General features: G+C 72.2%; 17 protein-coding genes. 7 read left to right on the plus strand and 10 right to left on the minus strand.

Annotated features, from left to right (window positions below; translation table 11 throughout):
- Window positions 1–316 precede the first annotated feature (316 nt).
- Window positions 317–1,792, plus strand: a complete 1,476-nt coding sequence (locus JW613_RS11980) for a PAS domain-containing sensor histidine kinase (protein WP_099884036.1) — start codon at window positions 317–319, stop codon at window positions 1,790–1,792.
- 155 nt (window positions 1,793–1,947) lie between these two features.
- Here the strand turns inward: JW613_RS11980 and JW613_RS11985 are convergent, their stop codons facing one another.
- On the minus strand, window positions 1,948–2,211 hold the full coding sequence (locus JW613_RS11985) for a WhiB family transcriptional regulator (RefSeq protein WP_016469673.1): 264 nt from the start codon (window positions 2,209–2,211) through the stop codon (window positions 1,948–1,950).
- Between the two features lie 316 nt (window positions 2,212–2,527).
- Window positions 2,528–3,496: a diacylglycerol/lipid kinase family protein gene (locus tag JW613_RS11990; RefSeq protein WP_209210788.1), complete on the minus strand. Its 969-nt coding sequence runs from the start codon at window positions 3,494–3,496 to the stop codon at window positions 2,528–2,530.
- A 94-nt stretch (window positions 3,497–3,590) separates the two neighbouring features.
- On the opposite strand from JW613_RS11990, the gene JW613_RS11995 reads away from it, so the two are divergent.
- Window positions 3,591–4,046: a hypothetical protein gene (locus JW613_RS11995; protein WP_372447934.1), complete on the plus strand. Its 456-nt coding sequence runs from the start codon at window positions 3,591–3,593 to the stop codon at window positions 4,044–4,046.
- A 31-nt stretch (window positions 4,047–4,077) separates the two neighbouring features.
- Here the strand turns inward: JW613_RS11995 and JW613_RS12000 are convergent, their stop codons facing one another.
- The 5 genes from JW613_RS12000 to JW613_RS12020 form a co-directional block, all read right to left on the minus strand.
- Window positions 4,078–5,004, minus strand: a complete 927-nt coding sequence (locus tag JW613_RS12000) for an RNA polymerase sigma factor SigF (protein WP_209210947.1) — start codon at window positions 5,002–5,004, stop codon at window positions 4,078–4,080.
- A 20-nt stretch (window positions 5,005–5,024) separates the two neighbouring features.
- On the minus strand, window positions 5,025–5,438 hold the full coding sequence (locus JW613_RS12005) for an ATP-binding protein (RefSeq protein ID WP_019354516.1): 414 nt from the start codon (window positions 5,436–5,438) through the stop codon (window positions 5,025–5,027).
- Window positions 5,439–5,948: 510 nt separating this feature from the next.
- A complete protein-coding gene (locus JW613_RS12010) occupies window positions 5,949–6,878 on the minus strand; it encodes a 1-aminocyclopropane-1-carboxylate deaminase/D-cysteine desulfhydrase (RefSeq protein WP_209210789.1) in 930 nt (309 codons plus the stop codon).
- Between the two features lie 43 nt (window positions 6,879–6,921).
- Window positions 6,922–7,512 carry an N-acetylmuramoyl-L-alanine amidase gene (locus JW613_RS12015; RefSeq protein WP_209210790.1) on the minus strand — a complete coding sequence of 197 codons (591 nt, stop codon included), beginning with the start codon at window positions 7,510–7,512 and terminating at the stop codon, window positions 6,922–6,924.
- Between the two features lie 83 nt (window positions 7,513–7,595).
- The gene (locus JW613_RS12020; protein WP_209210791.1) at window positions 7,596–9,311 is read right to left on the minus strand and encodes an NsdA family TPR-like regulatory protein; all 1,716 of its coding nucleotides are present in this window, start codon (window positions 9,309–9,311) and stop codon (window positions 7,596–7,598) included.
- Between the two features lie 250 nt (window positions 9,312–9,561).
- Here JW613_RS12020 and JW613_RS12025 point away from each other — a divergent pair, with 250 nt between their 5' ends.
- The gene (locus JW613_RS12025; protein ID WP_209210792.1) at window positions 9,562–10,917 is read left to right on the plus strand and encodes an NsdA family TPR-like regulatory protein; all 1,356 of its coding nucleotides are present in this window, start codon (window positions 9,562–9,564) and stop codon (window positions 10,915–10,917) included.
- Between the two features lie 85 nt (window positions 10,918–11,002).
- Window positions 11,003–11,533 (plus strand): NUDIX hydrolase, encoded by a 531-nt coding sequence (locus JW613_RS12030; protein WP_209210793.1) that lies wholly within the window; start codon window positions 11,003–11,005, stop codon window positions 11,531–11,533.
- Between the two features lie 40 nt (window positions 11,534–11,573).
- On the opposite strand, the gene JW613_RS12035 is transcribed toward JW613_RS12030, so the two are convergent.
- On the minus strand, window positions 11,574–11,807 hold the full coding sequence (locus JW613_RS12035) for a hypothetical protein (protein ID WP_185018100.1): 234 nt from the start codon (window positions 11,805–11,807) through the stop codon (window positions 11,574–11,576).
- 159 nt (window positions 11,808–11,966) lie between these two features.
- Between JW613_RS12035 and JW613_RS12040 the strand changes: the two genes are divergently transcribed.
- Complete coding sequence (locus JW613_RS12040) at window positions 11,967–12,887, plus strand: EamA family transporter (protein ID WP_209210794.1); 921 nt, start codon at window positions 11,967–11,969, stop codon at window positions 12,885–12,887.
- 50 nt (window positions 12,888–12,937) lie between these two features.
- Window positions 12,938–14,128 (plus strand): methyltransferase, encoded by a 1,191-nt coding sequence (locus tag JW613_RS12045; RefSeq protein WP_209210795.1) that lies wholly within the window; start codon window positions 12,938–12,940, stop codon window positions 14,126–14,128.
- A 30-nt stretch (window positions 14,129–14,158) separates the two neighbouring features.
- Here the strand turns inward: JW613_RS12045 and JW613_RS12050 are convergent, their stop codons facing one another.
- Together JW613_RS12050 and JW613_RS12055 are read right to left on the minus strand one after the other, a co-directional pair.
- On the minus strand, window positions 14,159–14,911 hold the full coding sequence (locus JW613_RS12050) for a GNAT family N-acetyltransferase (protein WP_209210796.1): 753 nt from the start codon (window positions 14,909–14,911) through the stop codon (window positions 14,159–14,161).
- Window positions 14,912–15,000: 89 nt separating this feature from the next.
- Window positions 15,001–15,966 (minus strand): helix-turn-helix transcriptional regulator, encoded by a 966-nt coding sequence (locus tag JW613_RS12055; protein ID WP_245225441.1) that lies wholly within the window; start codon window positions 15,964–15,966, stop codon window positions 15,001–15,003.
- Between the two features lie 294 nt (window positions 15,967–16,260).
- Between JW613_RS12055 and JW613_RS12060 the strand changes: the two genes are divergently transcribed.
- Window positions 16,261–17,112 (plus strand): ANTAR domain-containing protein, encoded by an 852-nt coding sequence (locus JW613_RS12060; RefSeq protein WP_245225443.1) that lies wholly within the window; start codon window positions 16,261–16,263, stop codon window positions 17,110–17,112.
- Window positions 17,113–17,154 lie beyond the last annotated feature (42 nt).

Consider the following 17,154-nt stretch of genomic DNA (forward strand, 5'->3'; position numbering starts at 1 on the left):
GCGGTCCGAGCACTGCGGTCCGAAGAGCACTGCGGTCCGAAGAGCACTTCGGGCCGCGGCGCCGGAGCGGGACCCTCAACCCGCCCGGCACCGCAGCCCGGAGCCACAAGACCCGGGCGCTGTCAGGGCAGAGAGCGTCGCGGGCCTCGATCTGCCCTCCTGTGCGGGGAGAGCAGAAGTTCTTCCGGGAGGATTCTGGACTAGACCACGGGGGTCTGTCTATGGATCGCACGGTTCTGTCCGTCGATTCTCCACCGCGACCCGACCGCCGTCCGCCCGCCCCCCGGCCTGTCGTACCCTCGGCCCCGTGCCCTCCATGAACGACCTCGTACGCCAGCACACCGCTCTGACCGACGTGGAGCTCGAGTGGCTGCACCTGCTGGTGTCCGAGTGGCAGCTGCTCGCCGATCTGTCCTTCGCCGACCTCGTGCTGTGGGTGCCCACCCTGGACGGCACCCGCTATGTCTCGGTCGCCCAGATGCGGCCGAACACCGGCCCCACCTCGCACCAGGACGACATGGTCGGCCATCTGGTGCCCCGGGGCCGCCGGCCGCTGCTGGACGCCGCACTGGACGAGGGGCGGATCGTCCGGGAGGGCGACCCGGAGTGGCGCGAGGAGGTGCCGGTGCGGGTCGAGTCCATCCCCGTACGCCGCGAGGGCCGGGTGCTGGGCGTCATCGCGCGCAACACCAATCTGCTGACCGTCCGCACGCCGAGCAGGCTGGAGCTCACCTACCTCCAGAGCGCTTCCGACCTCGCCCAGATGATCGCGGCGGGCAGCTTCCCGTTCCCCGGGCACGAGGTGGACATGGACCATGTGCCGCGCGTCGGCGACGGCCTCATCCGGCTGGACGCCGACGGCCATGTCCAGTACGCCAGTCCGAACGCGCTGTCCGCCTATCACCGGCTGGGCCTGGCCACCGATCTGGTCGGACTGCACCTGGGCGAGGCCACCGCCGAACTGGCCCCCTCCCGCGGCCCGGTGGACGAGGCGATGGTCAAGCTGGCCAGCGGCTGGGCGCCGCGCGGCGCGGAGGTGGAGGCCAACGACTGCATCGTGCAATTGCGCGCCATCCCGCTCAAACCCAAGGGGACGCGCATCGGTTCGCTCATCCTGCTGCGCGACATCACAGAAGTGCGCCGTCGCGAGCGCGAGTTGATCACCAAGGACGCCACCATCCGGGAGATCCATCACCGGGTGAAGAACAACCTCCAGACGGTGGCCGCGCTGCTGCGTCTCCAGGCCCGCAGGATGGACTCGGACCGGGGCAAGGAGGCGCTCAACGAGGCGGTGCGCCGGGTCGGCTCCATCGCCATCGTGCACGAGACGCTGTCCCAGAACCTGGACGAGCGGGTGGACTTCGACGAGATCGCCGACCGGGTGCTGGCGATGGTGGCCGAGATCTCACCCGGCCGCATCACCGGGCGCCGTACGGGGCGGTTCGGCATCCTCGGAGCGGAGGTGGCCACCCCGCTGTCCATGGTGCTCACCGAGGTTCTCCAGAACGCCATCGAGCACGGCTTCGGCCCCGAGGACCAGGGCGCCATCGAGGTGCACGCCGTCCGCGGGGTGGCCGCGGGGCAGGACGAGGCGAGGCTGCTGGTCACCGTGCAGGACGACGGACGCGGCCTGCCGGAGGGGTTCGACGCCAAGAATGGCGGCAATCTGGGCCTGCAGATCGTCCGCACCCTGGTGGAAGGGGAGTTGGGCGGCACCTTCGACATGCTGCCGGGCACCACGGGCGGCACCCGGGTCCTCTTCGACCTCCCGGTGGAGGCGGACAAGCGCTGATGTGCGGGGTCTTGAGCGGCCCGCGCAGACGAAAAGCGCCGAGCACCCGGTCCTTGGGCCAGGACGGGTGCTCGGCGCTTTCACGCTCTGCGTATACGCGCTCCGAGGGCGCTGCGCGCTGCGTCTCGGGGGTGCAGCTGGTGCAGGGCTGGGCGTCAGGCGGTCGCGGCGTTGTTCCGCGCCCGGTTGCGGGCGGCACGGCGCTTCATCGCGCGGCGCTCGTCCTCGCTGAGACCACCCCAGACACCGGAGTCCTGACCCGACTCCAGAGCCCACTGCAGGCACTGCTCCATGACGGGGCAGCGGCGGCAGACGGCCTTGGCTTCCTCGATCTGCAGCAGCGCAGGACCGGTGTTGCCGATGGGGAAGAACAGCTCGGGGTCTTCCTCGCGGCAAACGGCGTGGTGACGCCAGTCCATGGCTGCTACCTCTCCTCGTGATGTGGCTTGCTTGTGAATGTGAACGCTTTCACGAATCCCTCGACGGGGGAAGTGGGGCCTCACAAATGTGATGCGGGTCCCACTGGAGTCAAAGAAAGGGATTCCGGCTCTCAAGGGGGCCCTGATGGCGGGGCCGTCCCGATCGCCATGAAGAGACTCGCAAACCTCGGCGGCGGATACAACCCCTTCCGGAAACTTTTTTTTGAATCCTTGGTGTCGACTAGCTCACAGCCGTCATTCGAGGGGGTGGACCCTGGCCTAAACGTTCGAGTGGAAGGACTTTCGCCCCTTCCACTTACACAATCACACGCAGTGCACGCCGTACGCCTGTGAAGCTCACGCTCGTACGCAGTCCCAGGTGGTCACCGTCCATCTGAAACGGCAGCGGCGCCTGCGAATGCAAGGTGAACCGGGTGAGGTCGTGCAGTGTCACCGCGTGCTTGCCGCGCGGCCCCCGCTCCGGGCTGGAAGTCAGCAGCTGGGTGCCGTAGCGGCTCACCGCCAGCGGCGTCAGTCTGCGCAGGCCCAGCACGTCGAGACCGGTGTCGAAGGACGCCTCGGGCGCCGCGTAGAGCGGCTTGTTCCCCAGGTAGGACCACGGTGCGGTGTTGCACACGATCGACAGCGACAGCTCCGTCACCGGCTCGGCGTCCTCCCGCCGCAGCGTGATCGTCCCGTTGCGGCGGTGCGGCTCGTTCAGGAACTGCCGCAGGACCTGGCGCACATAGAGGGGGTGGGTGGAGCGCTTCCCCCGCTCCCGCTGCTGTTCGACTCTGCCGATCACCCCGGCGTCGAACCCGAGGCCGGCCGTGAACGTGAACCAGCGGTCGGGGATCTCGGCGTCGTCCGTGCCCGGCACACCGCCGGCGATGCCCAGGCCGATCGTTCTCTCCGAGCCCGCCTCCAGCGCGTCCAGCAGATGCCCGGTCGCCTCCACCACGTCGTTGGGCATGCCCAGTGCGCGCGCGAACACATTGGTGGAGCCGCCGGGGACCACCGCCAGCCGCGGCAGCCGCTCCGGGTCGGGCCCGTCGTGCAGCAGGCCGTTGACCACCTCGTTGACCGTGCCGTCCCCGCCCAGCGCGATGACCAGCTCGGCGGTGCCGCCCTGGGCCGCCTGGCGGGCGAGGTCCCGCGCGTGTCCCCGGTACTGGGTGGTCGCGACCTCCAGCTTCAGGTCGCTGGCGAGCGCATGCGCCAGCACATCACGGGTCCGTGCGCTGGTGGTGGTGGCTGCCGGGTTGACCACGAGTAGTGCGCGCATGGTGTGAGCGTACCTACCGCGGGGTACACGGCCCACCCCCTCCGCCCCCGGCCGCCCGCCGTGAGGTACCCGCACGGAGGGCTACGCTGCATATGTGAGCGAGAGGCTGACCCGGACGGGCGTCGGGACGGATACGGAAGATGCGAGGGAGACGGTGACGAAGGTGCGTGGGCCGCGCAGGGTCGTGGCCGCCGCTGTGGTGACCGGTGCCGAAGGACTGGTCGTCGCCGGGTTCGGGCTCATCTCCCTCGTGCTGCTGGTCACCGGGCGGCCCGACGACATGGTCCAGGCCGCCACCCTGGCCGTGACCGTGCTCGCGCTGTCCGTACTGCCGCTGGCGGCGGCACGCGGGCTGTGGCTGCGGCGCCGGTGGAGCCGGGGCCCCTCGATGATCGTCCAGCTGCTCGCGCTCCCGGTGGCCTGGCAGATGGCACAGAACGGGGGCGGACTGCTCGTCGCCGCCGTCGCGCTGGCGCTGGCCGCCGTCGCCGTCCTGGGATGTCTGGTGAACCCGAAGGCCACCGAGGCCCTGGGGATCGGCCCCGGATGAAAGACCCCCTGCCCGGTGGGCAGGGGGCAGGTCACTCCTCGACCAGCAGGCGGTCCCGCAGCTGGGCCAGGGTCCTGGCCAGGAGTCTGGAGACGTGCATCTGGGAGATGCCCACCTCCTGGGCGATCTGCGACTGGGTCATGTTGCCGAAGAACCGCAGCAGCAGGATCTTCTTCTCCCGCGGCGGCAACTCCTCCAACAGGGGTTTGAGGGATTCCCGGTACTCGACGCCCTCCAGGGCGTCGTCCTCGGCGCCGAGGGTGTCGGCGACGGCCGGGGACTCGTCGTCGGTGTCGGGCACGTCGAGCGACAGGGTGCTGTAGGCGTTCGCCGATTCGAGGCCCTCCAGGACCTCTTCCTCGGAGATCGCCAGCCGCTGGGCCAGCTCGTGCACGGTCGGAGCCCGCCCGTGCTGCTGGGAGAGCTCGGCCGTCGCGGAGGTGAGGGAGAGCCTCAGCTCCTGGAGGCGCCTGGGCACGCGCACGGCCCAGCCCTTGTCGCGGAAGTGACGTTTGATCTCGCCGACAACCGTGGGTGTCGCGTACGTCGAGAACTCGACGCCGCGCTCGGGATCGAAGCGGTCCACCGACTTGATCAGACCGATCGTCGCGACCTGCGTCAGGTCGTCCAGCGGCTCGCCGCGGTTGCGGAAGCGGCGGGCCAGATGCTCGACGAGGGGCAGATGCATACGCACCAGATGGTTGCGCAGCTCGGCGCGCTCGGGGCCGTCCGGCAACTTCCGCAGTTCGATGAAGAGCGCGCGCGCACCGCCGCGCTCGGCCGGATCGAATGCGCGGGAGTCACCTGCGGCCCGCTCACGCCGCTCGTGCTGCTGCTGGTCCATAGCGTCCGCCCGCTCTGCCTGCTTGGGTCGCTGCATGCTGGGGTCGGCCGGGTGCGGCCGGGGCTGTTGTTCGGGAACACCCCGGGAGACCGCCCCCGGGCGGCCTGACCACATCTGACTTGCCTCGTGCTCGGTCACGACGCTCCGGGCCCCGCACCGCGCTTTTTGTGCAGGCTGATGCTGACCGTACGGTCATCCGACACTGCTGAACCCACCTCACCGGCCAGGGCCGAGAGCACCGTCCACGCGAAGGTGTCGCGCTCGGGGGCACGGCCATCGGTCGTCGGCGCCGAGACGGTGACGTGCAGCGAATCGCCGACGAGCTGGAAGACACAACTGAGCACGGAGCCGGGGACGGCCTGCTGAAGCAGGATCGCGCACGCCTCGTCCACGGCGATCCGCAGATCCTCGATCTCGTCGAGGGTGAAGTCCAAGCGGGCCGCGAGCCCGGCGGTGGCCGTCCGCAGCACCGACAGATAGGCACCCGCCGCCGGCAGCCGGACCTCGACGAAGTCCTGCGACGCGGGCTCGCCTGCGATCTGGGACACCCTCACCTCCAAGGTGGCACGAGCCGGTTGGGCCTCGCGGGCCGAAGCGGCTGTTGGTTCGTTTCGTCAGTGACGCTATCGCGATCCGTGTCACGATGCCGCACGCACCGATCACTGCCGCCTCATTCGCGAGCGTCACCCATAGTAAACATATGGGCACTGTCTGTGGCTAGGGGTTGGAGGCCCCAAATCCACCGCGATTACGCTGTGTTGGTCTTATGGGGCTACCGGGGGCCGCTTTCCCGGTCGGTTCCCAGGACTCCGGCGGCCACCCTGTGTACCCGTATCGCCGGGTTCCCGGGTGTCGCTGGAAGGGCCTGTCATGTCAATACCCGTCACCTGATGCGTTCATAGCCCCCTGCGGCACACCCTCCGACAAGGGCCGAAACCCGCCCCTGTGGGCGACCCGGGATGGACCGGAGTTGCCTGAGGGATGCGAGGGATGACTACCGAGAGTCAACATATCGGGAGATGCGGCACATTGACGGGTGCGGAGCGTGACGAATTTTCTTACTCTGGGTTACCGCTCTGGGGGTGGTGCCGCCCCGTCACGACCGCCGTCACCGTGCTGCCGCTCGGGAAGGCGCCCGCGTCCGCGAGCTGTGTGAGGGCGAACAAGAGCTTGGCCACATAGATCTCGTCCAGCGCGGGCAGACCGTGGCGCTCGGCGAAGTCCAGCGCGAACCGGGACAGCTCCGCACTCACCCTGGCGTAGCCGCCGCCGTGGAAGCCCTCCTCCAGCCACCAGTCGCCGCGTGGCCCGCCGAAGGCCTCCCGCTGCAGCCGCGCGACCTCGCCCGCGAGGAACCCGCCCTTCAGTACAGGCACACCCAGACCGCGCTGACCTGCGGAAAGACCCGCCGCCATACCGGCCAGGGTGCCACCGGTGCCACAGGCGACGGCCGCCACATCGGTACGCCCGCGCAGCTCCTCGCCCAGCACGGCGCACCCGCGTACGGCAGCCGCGTTGCTGCCCCCCTCGGGGACGACGGCGCACGCGCCGAAGCGGGCGCGCAGTGCGTCGTGGAACGCCGGGTCGGCGCGACGGCGGTAGTCGGCGCGCGAGACGAAGTGCAGCACCATGCCGTCCCGGGCGCAGCGGGCCAGGGACGGGTTCAGCGGGCGGTCGGCGAGCTCGTCCCCGCGCACCACCCCGACCGTGCGCAGCCCGAGCAGCCGGCCCGCCGCCGCGGTGGCCCGAAGGTGGTTGGAGTAGGCCCCGCCGAAGGTCAGCAGCCGGCGGTGGCTGGTCTCGGCCACCGACCGCAGGTTAGGGGCGAGTTTCCGCCACTTGTTACCGGGGAGTGCGGGGTGGATGAGGTCGTCGCGCTTGAGGAGGAGCCGCAGCCCCCGACGGGCGAACCGCTCGTCGTCGACCTCCTGCAGCGGGGAAGGAAGACGCGGGGCGAGCGGGGCGAGGGGGTCGGGCTGGGGCGGCACCCTTCCATTGTGGTCACCGGTCCACGGGGCGCCGCCCGGGCCCTCACTTCAGGCGCTCGGCGATCCGCTCGCGCATGGCGTCCATGGTGAAGCCGCGCGGATCGCTCTTCTGATCCGTCCACTCCAGATGGCCGATCACCGAGCGGGCCCCCCATCCGTGGTGCCGGCACAGGGCCGCCGCGGCGCGCTCGATCGCGTCCAGCTGCTCGCCCGGCCACGGGTCCTTGCCGTCTCCGAGGTTCTCGCACTCGAAGCCGTAGAAATACCGGTTGCCGTCGGTGTTCTGCTGGTTCGGCTCGGGCAGGGCGCGCTCGGCGATGACGGCGCGCAGTACGTCGTCATCGCCGGAGCCCGCGTGGTTGGCCCGGCCGTGGCCCGTCAGATGAACGGTCCCGTCCTTGGTGATGCAGCCGTGCGAGAGCGGACCGGGCAGCTCCGGACGGCCGTCGTAGATCAGATCGACCGTTTCGGCCGAGCCGCTGGTGACCGTGTGGTGGATCATGATGCCGTGCACCGGGCCCCACGGCCCCTGCTGATTGCGGTTGTGGTTGCGCCAGTCACGGACCTCCTCGACCTGTACGCCCTCCTTCTTGAGCGCTTGGACGAAAGCGGTCGCGGTGATGGGTGTGGCCATGGTCGCCCCCGTCTGCTGGGTGTCCGGTCCTCGATGCCGCTGCCGGAGTGTGCCCCCACCTCATACCCGTTCCCGTGCTGCTTCTAGCCGCCATCCCCCCGACCCGTAGGAGGGTTCGCCTGAACGAGGAGTGAACGCACCCGCCGGTCGCGCGCGTAGGGGCGCAGCAGCCCGGGTATCCGGGCGCGGGCGGCCAGTACCCGGCCCGAGCGCACCTGTGCCGAAACCTCCAGGAAGCCGCTCCAGACGGCGCAGGCCTCCTCCAGCCGCCCGCTGGCCAGCAGCAGTTCGGCCAGCTCCGCCTGGCACAGGGCGCGCGTGCGGCGCTCGCCGGTGGGGCGCGAGTGCAACGAGGCGCGCAGGTCGTGGATGGCGCCCTCGCGGTCGCCCAGTGCGGCCCGCACCTGGCTGGACTGGTAGAGCAGCGCCGCGTTCTGGTAGGTGCCGACCGGCTCGCCGCTCGGGCTCTCGGGGCCGCTCGTCAGATCGACGGGGGCGCGGGCCAGTTGGCGCTCGGCGCGGCCCAGCGCGTCCAGCGCCCGGTCCCGGTCGCCGCACGCCGCGTCGGCGACGGCCAGCCCCGCGTACAGGAACGCGCGGGCCGAGGGGTCGGTGTCGGCCGGTGCCGCCGCCAGGGCCGCCTCGGCGAGCGCGAGGCTCGCCCGGGGGTGCCCCAGCTGGTGCGCCTGTGAGCTGAGCGCGCGGCGGGCCAGCGCCACGCCCTCCGGGTCGGCGGCCTCCTCGGCGAGTTCGGCGGCGGTGAGGAAGGCGCGCTGGGCGAGGCCGTGCCGGTGCTCGTCGGCGTAGACCCGGGCCAGCAGATAGCTGAGCCGTGCGGCGCCCGCCTGCATCCCCCGGTGGTGCACGCCCTCCTCCCCGCAGCGCAGGGTGCGCACCAGCCCGGAGAGGTAGGCGGCGAGCGAGGTACGGATGTGGCCGCCGCCGTACCGGTCCGCCTGGAGCGTGAAGAACCTGGCGTGCTCGTGGACGGAGGCCACCTCGCCCGGTCCCGGACTGCTGAGGGGGCGCGAGCCGCGTGCCGTACAGGTGTTGCGCGCGCCCGGTAGCGGGGCCGGAGTGGGTGCGCCCTCCCGCCGGTCCCCGGGCCCGTCCTCGGGGCGGCTCACCGTCTCGGCCAGCAACCGCAGGGTGTACGGCGCCGGGGGAGGGGCGTCCGCACGGGGCGGCGGTACCACCGGAGCGGTGAGCGCGGTGAGTTGGTCTGCGGGGTGGGACGGTCTGCCGAGCCCGAACAGCGCACTGTCCACCGGGTGTTCCCGGGCACCGGCCTCCGCCTTTGGGCCGGCCGGCAAGTGGGGCTCCCCGGTGCCCGGGGCGGGCCGCAGGGGGGCTCGGCGCTCCGGGTCCGGGGGCGCCGCGCCGGGGCGGCGCGCTTTCCCGCCCGTATCGGAGGCGTCGTCGTCGCCTCCGCCGGCCCCCGTACGGGGGGACCCCGAGCCGCGGCGGCGCGTCGCCGCCCCCGGGTGTCCGCCGCGCGCGCCGTTCATCCCCAGGTCCTCCACCGTGATCCGGCGGCCGAGGCGGCGCGAGAGCGCCTCCGCCATGAGGTGCTGCACCCGGGGGTCGGGGCGGCTGCCGCGCAGCCAGTGGGCGACTGAAGTTCTGTCGTACCGAAGGTGGATGCCCACCTCGGCGCCGAGACGAGCCAGGGCGCGCGCGAACGCCGCCTGCGTCCACTCGGTCTCCTCCAGCAGGGCGCGCAGCGCGCGGTTGGGGGTGCGGCTGCGGGACCGGGTGTTCGGGTACGCCGTGGCACGTGCGGGGTCAGCGGGACGCATGGGCGTTCCCGAGCTCGAACCTGATGGGATCGTTCACCGTTCTGCCTCACTTCCGGAATCAAGTGATGTCTTTCCGTAGCTCTCCGTGTGCTGAATGTGCTGTCATGCACGCGGACGGTTTCAGGTAAGCGCATCGCTCGCGGCTTCGGGAGCATGTGCCGGGCGCACGACTGCGTGGTGCTTTCACACCCCGTGTGAATGCAGGTCCGTTACTCTGCGAAACAAGACGTTGGACCCGACGGAGGGCGGCATGGAGCCCAACAGTCAACTGGACGCGCTCCTTGACCAGGCAGGGATGTCCCGCGCTGGTCTCGCGACAAGAGTCAATCGATTAGGAAACCACGCAGGGATAACCCTGCGTTACGATCACACGGCCGTGGCACGCTGGCTGAAGGGACAGCGTCCGCGCGGTAGGGTCCCCGAGTTGATCTGTGAGGTCCTCGGCCGCCAACTCGGCAGGACCCTCACCCTCAGTGACATCGGTATGGATGTCACGGCGGCCGGGCGGCCCCTCGGCGCCCCCCTCGGCAGCGCGGAGGCGGGACTGGGCCGGTTCATGGAGCGCGCCGCCTCGCTGTGGCGCTCCGACCAGGTGCACAGCGACTGGCCAGGACCCTCCCTGCTGACCGGTGCCGCCGCTGTCGCACCGGTGTGGGAGTGGGAGAACCCGCCCGAGGACCGGGACGTCTCGCACGCCGGCGGCCCCGAGGTCACCGGCGCGGACGTCGGCGTACTGCACTCCGCGCGCGGCCACTACGAGCACCTGTACCGCAACGCGGGCGGGGTCGCCACCCGCGCCCGGGTCGTCGGCTTCCTCAACGGGGAGGTCGCCCCCCTGCTGCGCGGCAGCTACAACGACACCACGGGCCGCGAACTGTGCCGCGCCGCCGGTTCGCTGGCGGCCATCAGCGGCATCTGCGCCTACGACGCCGACGCGCAAGGGCTGGCCCAGCGCTATTTCCACCAGGCGCTGCGGCTGGGCAAGGCCTCCGGCGACCTGCTCTTCGGCGGCTATGTGGTCGCCCTCCTGGTCAACCAGGCGCTGTTCCTCGGCGACTGCCGCCATGCCCTGGCCTGCGCCCAGGCCGTGCTGCGTACCACCGGGGCGCACATCAGCCCCGCGCTCGCCACGGATGTGTACGCGATGCAGGCCGGCGCGTACGCGCGGCTGGGCGACCGGCCCAACGCGTACGACTGCATGCGCCGTGCCGAGGCGTACTCCGAGCGCATCCGTCCCGAGGAGGAGCCGGAGGAGACCAGCTACGTCCAACCGGGCCTGGTCGAGGTGCGGTTGGCCGAGGCGCTGATCCTCCTGGGAGAGCTGTCCGCCGCAGCCAGGTACGCGCAGGAGGCGGCGCGTGCGCCCGCGCACGTCCGTGGCCGCGTCAACCGGCTCGCCACCCTCACCGACGTGGCGCTGCACGCCGGGGAACCGGAGCGCGCGGCTGTCACCGCGGCGGAGATGGTGGACACCGCGCAGGGCATCGAGTCGCAGCGGTTGCGCGGGCGCATGCGCAGGGTCAGGAAGCGGCTGGAGCAGCACCCCGGGACTTCAGCGGCCAAGGCGGCGAAGCTCATCGAGGACTCGCTGAGCGTTCCGTTCTGAGCCGGGGCGCGCGGAGTGCCTCTGTCAGTGGGAGCGCACGACATGCTGGGATGTGCCCAACCTCCGTCGGGAAGGGGGCACATACGTGCGATGGAAGAACCTGGGTGAACACACTGTGTACGAGAACCAGTGGCTTCGGGTGAATCTGGCGGACGTGGAGCTGCCGAACGGGCGGCATCTGGATCACTATCTGATCCGGCTGCGGCCCGTCGCCGTGGCGACCGCGGTCAACGAGCGCAACGAGGTGCTGCTGCTGTGGCGGCACCGCTTCATCACGGACAGCTGGGGGTGGGAACTGGCGGCGGGCATCGTCGAGGAGGGCGAGGACCTCGTCGAGGCCGCCGCCCGGGAGATGGTGGAGGAGACGGGCTGGCGCCCCGGACCGCTGCGCCATCTGATGACCGTCGAGCCGTCCAACGGACTGACCGACGCGCGGCACCACATCTACTGGTCGCCGAGCGCCGAGTACGTGGGGCCGCCCGAGGACGACTTCGAGTCCGAGAAGCGCGAGTGGGTCCCGCTCAAGGAGGTGCCCGACCTCATCGCCGCGGGGGAGGTCCCCGCGGCGAACATGGCCGCGGCGCTGCTGATGCTGCACCGCGTCCGCTTCGGGTGAGCCGGACCCGGTGGCCCCGTCAGCCCTGTGACGGGCCGGGTCAGCTCTTGAGGAAGGCGTCGCCGTTCTGGGCCACGTGCTCCTGGACGGCGGCGAGGGCCCGCTGCACCTCCTGGGCCGAGCCCGTACCGTTCTGCTCCGCGTAGTAGGCGGCGCCGAGACGACGCAGCAGGTCGTTGCCGGCGCGTTGGGCCTGGACCTCCTCCATCTTCCCCTTGCCCTGCGCGAGGCCCCGCTGAGCCTGTTCCTTGGCGCGGTCGAGAAAGCCTGCCATGGTCCTGCCTCCGTCGTGTGCGGCTGTACCGGCCGGATCGGCTCCGGTACTTGCTCAACGTATGCCGTGATCAGTCGGTTCCCCGCAGTTCACGGCGGCGGAGAAGAGGCTGGTCAGCCCATTTCACGCAATCGACCGAGGACCTTTAGCGTGTCGTGCATGACCGCCGCCGACCGCGCTGCCGAACCCGCCGCCCCCGCCTCGGGTAGCACAGCCGGCACCGGCGCGTCCGCAGCCGGCGCTCCGCGGGCCCGGCTGGGCGCGGTCGGGCTGGTGCTGGGCAGCGCCTTCTCGCTGCAGTTCGGCTCCGCCGTGGCCGCGCTGCTCTTCCCCCGTGCCGGAGCACTGGGCGTGGTGGCGCTGCGGCTGATCTTCTCCGCGGTGCTGCTGCTGGCCCTCTTCAGGCCCCGGCTGCGCGGCTACACGCGTGCGGACTGGCTGGCGGTCGCCGGGCTCGGGGTGGCCCTCGGCACCATGAACAGCCTCTTCTACCAGGCCATCGACCGCATTCCGCTGGGCGCCGCCGTCACCTTCGAACTCCTCGGCCCGCTCGTACTGTCCGTCATCGCCTCGCGGCGCCTGATCAGCCTGGCCTGGGCGGCCCTGGCGGCGGTCGGTGTCCATCTGCTGGCGGCCGGCGACTTCGGCCGGCTCAACGTCGGCGGTGTGGCCTTCGCGCTGGCGGCGGGGGCGATGTGGGTGGCCTACATCCTGTTCAACGCGCGTACCGGAGCGCGCTTCCCCAAGGTCGACGGGCTGGCGCTCGCCATGGGCATCGGCGCGCTGGTGAGCGCCCCCCTGGGGGTGATCAGCGCGGGAACGGCGCTGCTGGACCCGGTCACGCTGGGGCTCGGCGCCGCGGTGGCGGTGCTCTCCTCCGGGCTGCCCTACACCCTGGAGATGCTCGCCCTGCGCAGGCTGCCGGCGGCGACCTTCGCGGTGCTGATGAGCCTGATGCCGGTCGCCGCCACGACCGCGGGCTTCCTGGTGCTGGGCCAGCACCTGGGCCCGGCGCAGTTGCTGGCCATCGCGCTGGTGGTGGCGGCCAGCATGGGGGCCGTACGCACCTCGCGCGGATAGGGCCGGGCAGTGCGGACGGGGGTGTCGTCGCGCGCGGTTACGGTTGTGCGGTGAGCGCACAGTCGAAGGCCGGGGCCGGGACCGTCAGCTGGGAAGAGGGCGGTCGGCGGCGTACTGCCGTATGGCGGTCCGAGAGCGGGGCGCGGGCGCCGCGGCGGATCGCCGTCGCCGACGACCGGATGGCCGCCGACATCGCCTACAAGCTCGTCTGCGAGGGAACCGCACTGCTGTGGCGCGGCGACTACCACGGCGCCCGGCAACTGCTGGCGGCCCTCGGCCGCCGGGTGGACCGCAAGCCGCCCAAGCAGGGTGCCACGCCCCGTGAGAGCTTCCACCTCTACCGGCAGGCACGCTCCCGCCGCGCCCGGGTCCTGGGCATGCTGCTGGTCCCGCTGGAGATCGCGCCCGGCGGCTCGTACGCCGTGCCGTTGCGCCGCGCACCCGATGTGGGCCCGGCCTGTGCGGCGGCGTACGGCACCGCCGACGGCGTTGTCGGTGACCTGGAGTTGGTCTCCCTGCGCGAGCTGCAGGGCGTGCTGGGTGCCTACGAGTGGCGCCGTAAAGGGGTGGTCGTCGACGCGCTGGGCGGCGAGCGGATCCACCCGTACCACGGCGTCTTCTCACCGGTGCGCGGCGAGTACGTCGACCTGGTGGCACAGGCACCGCTGCCCCGCCAGGAGGCGGGTGGGCTCGTCGCCTTCGACGTCGGTACCGGCACCGGCGTCCTCGCGGCGGTCCTGGCCCGGCGAGGCGTGGGCCGGGTGGTCGCGACCGATGTGGGCGAGCGCGCGCTGGCCTGCGCGCGGGAGAACGTGACACGGCTCGGCGTGGCCCGCGCGGTGGAGGTCGTCCGGGCCGACCTGTTCCCGCCCGAGGCCGACGGGCAGGCCGATCTCGCCGTCTGCAACCCGCCGTGGCTGCCCGCCAAACCGACCTCCGTGCTGGAGCAGGCGGTGTACGACCCGGACAGCCGCATGCTGCGCGGGTTCCTCGGCGGGCTCGCCGAACGGCTCGCGCCGGGTGGGGAGGGCTGGCTGATCCTCTCCGACCTCGCCGAGCATCTGGGGCTGCGCCCGCGCGAGCAGCTGCTGGAGTGGATCGCGGACGCCGGTCTCCGGGTCGTCGACCGGCTCGACGCCCGGCCCCGGCACGGCCGGGCCAGTGACCCGGAAGCGCCCCTGCACGCGGCCAGAGCGGCCGAGACGACATGGCTGTGGCGGCTGCGCCGGGCTGTGGACTGAACGGAGCCGGGACCGGATACGCCCGGCCCGTCATCCCAGCCGGTGCCGTACCCACACGTTCGGCTCGGTGTACACCGCGTACCCGTGCACCGGATCGCACTGCACCGGCACCAGCGCGCCGGGCACCAGCACAGGACCGGCGCTGTCGAACGGCAGTCCGGTCCACTCCCGCCACCGGGCGAGGGAGGCGCCCATCGTCATGGACGCGGGCGCGACCTTCTCCACGATTCCGCCTGCCCGCACGTGTACGCGCAGCCACGGGTCGGTCGGCAACCCGTCGGGGCGCTGCTCGCGGATGTAGTCCGCCATCGGCATGTCCGGCCGCAGATGCTTGGCCGTCGGACGTACCGGGGCCAGCAGGGTCCGGTGCCCCTGCTCGCGTGCCGTCGCGTACAGGGCCTCCAGCATCCGGTACGAGAGCCCGCGGCCCAAGTGGGCCCGGTCGACGGTGATCTCCAGCGCGCTCGCGGCCGTGGCCGGGTGACCGAGCCGGCGATCGGTGTACGCCCACCCCAGCACCCGGTCCCAGCCCTGGTCGGGGGTCTCCTCACGGCCGTCCAGGCGGGCGTTGAAGGGGACGCTGAACCCGCGTGCGACGACGCGGTCGCCGTCGGTGGCGACGACGCAGTGGTGCGGGAAGTCCTCCGGGACCCGCTGGAGCAGGGCAGCGGCGACCGGTTCGTGCGCGATGAAGGCGGGCCAGTCCTCGGCGATGTCGTAGAGCCGGCCGGTCAGTTCGGGGCGCTCGGCGAGCGGGGTGATACGGATGCTGTCGTGGGTCACGGCCGGGACTTTGTCACAGGCGGCATTGCGGGGGCCACGGCTTTTGGGCGGACCGGGCCGAGGCGCGGGGAGTCCGGCCGCTGCTGCGTTCAGCTGCGGAGCGTGTGGCTGGGGGAGACCCCGTACCGCGTCCGGTACTGACTCGCGAACCGGCCCGGCTTGGCGAACCCCCAGCGCGCGGCCACCGCGGCGACGGTCGCGTGCGACGACGGGTCGGCCGCCTGCAGATCGCGGTGCGCCCCCTCCAGCCGGACCCGGCGCAGATAGGCGGTCGGCGTGGTCCCGCAGTGCCGCGCGAAGGCGTGCTGCAGCGCGCGCGGACTGGTGCGGGCGGCTGCCGCCATCTCCCGCAGGGTGAGCGGTCGCGCCGCGTTGGCGTCGATGTAGGCCATGGCCCGGCGCAGCGCGGCGGGGGCCAGCCAGCCGGGCGACGGCAGCCGGGACCGCTCCGCGGAATCGTGCGGGAAGGTCGCCAGCGCCGCCGTGGCCAGCAGGCGCGCCGCCTCGTCCAGGATCAGCGGGCTGCCCGCCGCCTGTGGGTTGCCCAGCACATCGTGGCTGACGTGGCGGACCACGGACTGCCAGTAGCGTGCCCGCTCCGGCGACAGGGGGCGCGCGAAGGAGAAGCGTGCCGTCGCCTCATCCGTGCCGGCCAGCTCCGCGGCGACCTGCTCCACCTCGCGCAGCCCGATCCGCACGACGCCCAGCCGCACGTTGTCCCAGTGCACCAGCGTCGGCGCGTACGGGTCGCACAGGTGCAGATCACCGGGGCCCGAACGCAGCTCGTTCCGCCCGGCGCTGACCTCCAGCGTGCCGCCGAGCACCTGCACCACATAGACGCAGTGGTGCGGTTCGGCCTCGGCCCGCACCCGCATCGAGTGCGCGAGGCGCTCCACGCCGATCGCGCCCGCCTGGGTGAGCGCGGCATCGAACCTGAACCGGTCCAGGTCGCCGAAGAGTTGCGGGGTGTGCTCGGTGTACGTCTGCCGCAGGAACTCCTCGGCCTCCCGGGGGTCCGAGGTCCGCATCCGGATGCGGCGTACAGGGTCTTCCATGGCCCCGTACCTCCTCGTGTGGGACGTGGGCCGGTCCTTCCCTTCTCCGTGGGCGATGCTAGGCCCGCGCGGCGCTTCGGCACAGCCCCCATCGCGAAGCGGGTGACCGGAAAACGACACGGTGGTCGTGCACCGCTTGCGCCGTGCACGAGCCGCGCGCTGTTCTGGCCCCTGCCTGCCGCGCGCCCTTCCTCCCGAACCGTACGGGAGGGCCCGACTTGACGGATTCGACAGGGCGGTCACGGAGCGGAACACGGCGGGGCAGTTACGGAGCAGAACAGGACCGGAGTGAACATGTCTGTGCCCAGCTCCCGCGCGGCGGCCGCACCTTCGGAGGCGGACGCACGCGAAGCCGAGTTCGCCGGTGCGCTGTTGGAGCTCGCCGACGGCGCCGCCGACGGCGCCGCGCCTGACGATGCCCTGCCCGGCGCCGCTGAGGCGGACGGCAGCCACGCGAAGCTGACCGCGCTGGCCGTCCACGCCCGCCACCGCCTCGCCCGGGAGGGCCGCGCCTGCGAGACCGCGGCGCTCCTCGATGCCCCGTCGGAGGCCGACCCGGTGCGCCACGGGTACAGCGGCGCCCGCGCGGCGCGGCTGCGGCACGTGGAGCACGAGCAGTGCGAGGGCCCGGCGACCGACACCCTGCGCACCGGCACCGCCCTGTCCACCCTGCCGCTGAACGGCGCCGCCGCCAGGTGGCCCCGGTACGCCCCGGCCGCGCTGGAGGCGGGCGTGTGCGCCGTGCACACCGTTGCGCTGCCGGACGTCCGGTCGGACCATGGCGCGGGCGCGGGCGTGCTCGTCGTCCACCTCGACGAGGAGACGCCCCTCGGCCCGGCCGCCACTGCCGCACTGACCGCACTGGCCAGGGCATGCGCGCTGGGCCTGGCGCACCGGACCGCGCTGCGCCGGGGCGCCGAGCTGAGGCGGGCGCTCGGCAGCAGGGTGGTGATCGAGCAGGCCAAGGGGGTCCTCGCGGAGCGCCGGAACGGCTCCGTCGACGACGCCTTCCGTACGCTGCGCGCCTACGCCCGCTCCCAGCAGCGGCCGCTGCACCAGGTGGCCCGCGAAGTCGTCGAAGCACAGCTGCTGGACCCGCCCTTCCAGCGTTCGGCCGCCCCACCGCCGGCCCGCCGGAACCGGTGAGCGGAACCGGCACGGCACGGCCCGGGACGCGAGGGGGGCCGA

The organism is Streptomyces smyrnaeus (genome assembly GCF_017676345.1).
Classification (GTDB): domain Bacteria; phylum Actinomycetota; class Actinomycetes; order Streptomycetales; family Streptomycetaceae; genus Streptomyces; species Streptomyces smyrnaeus.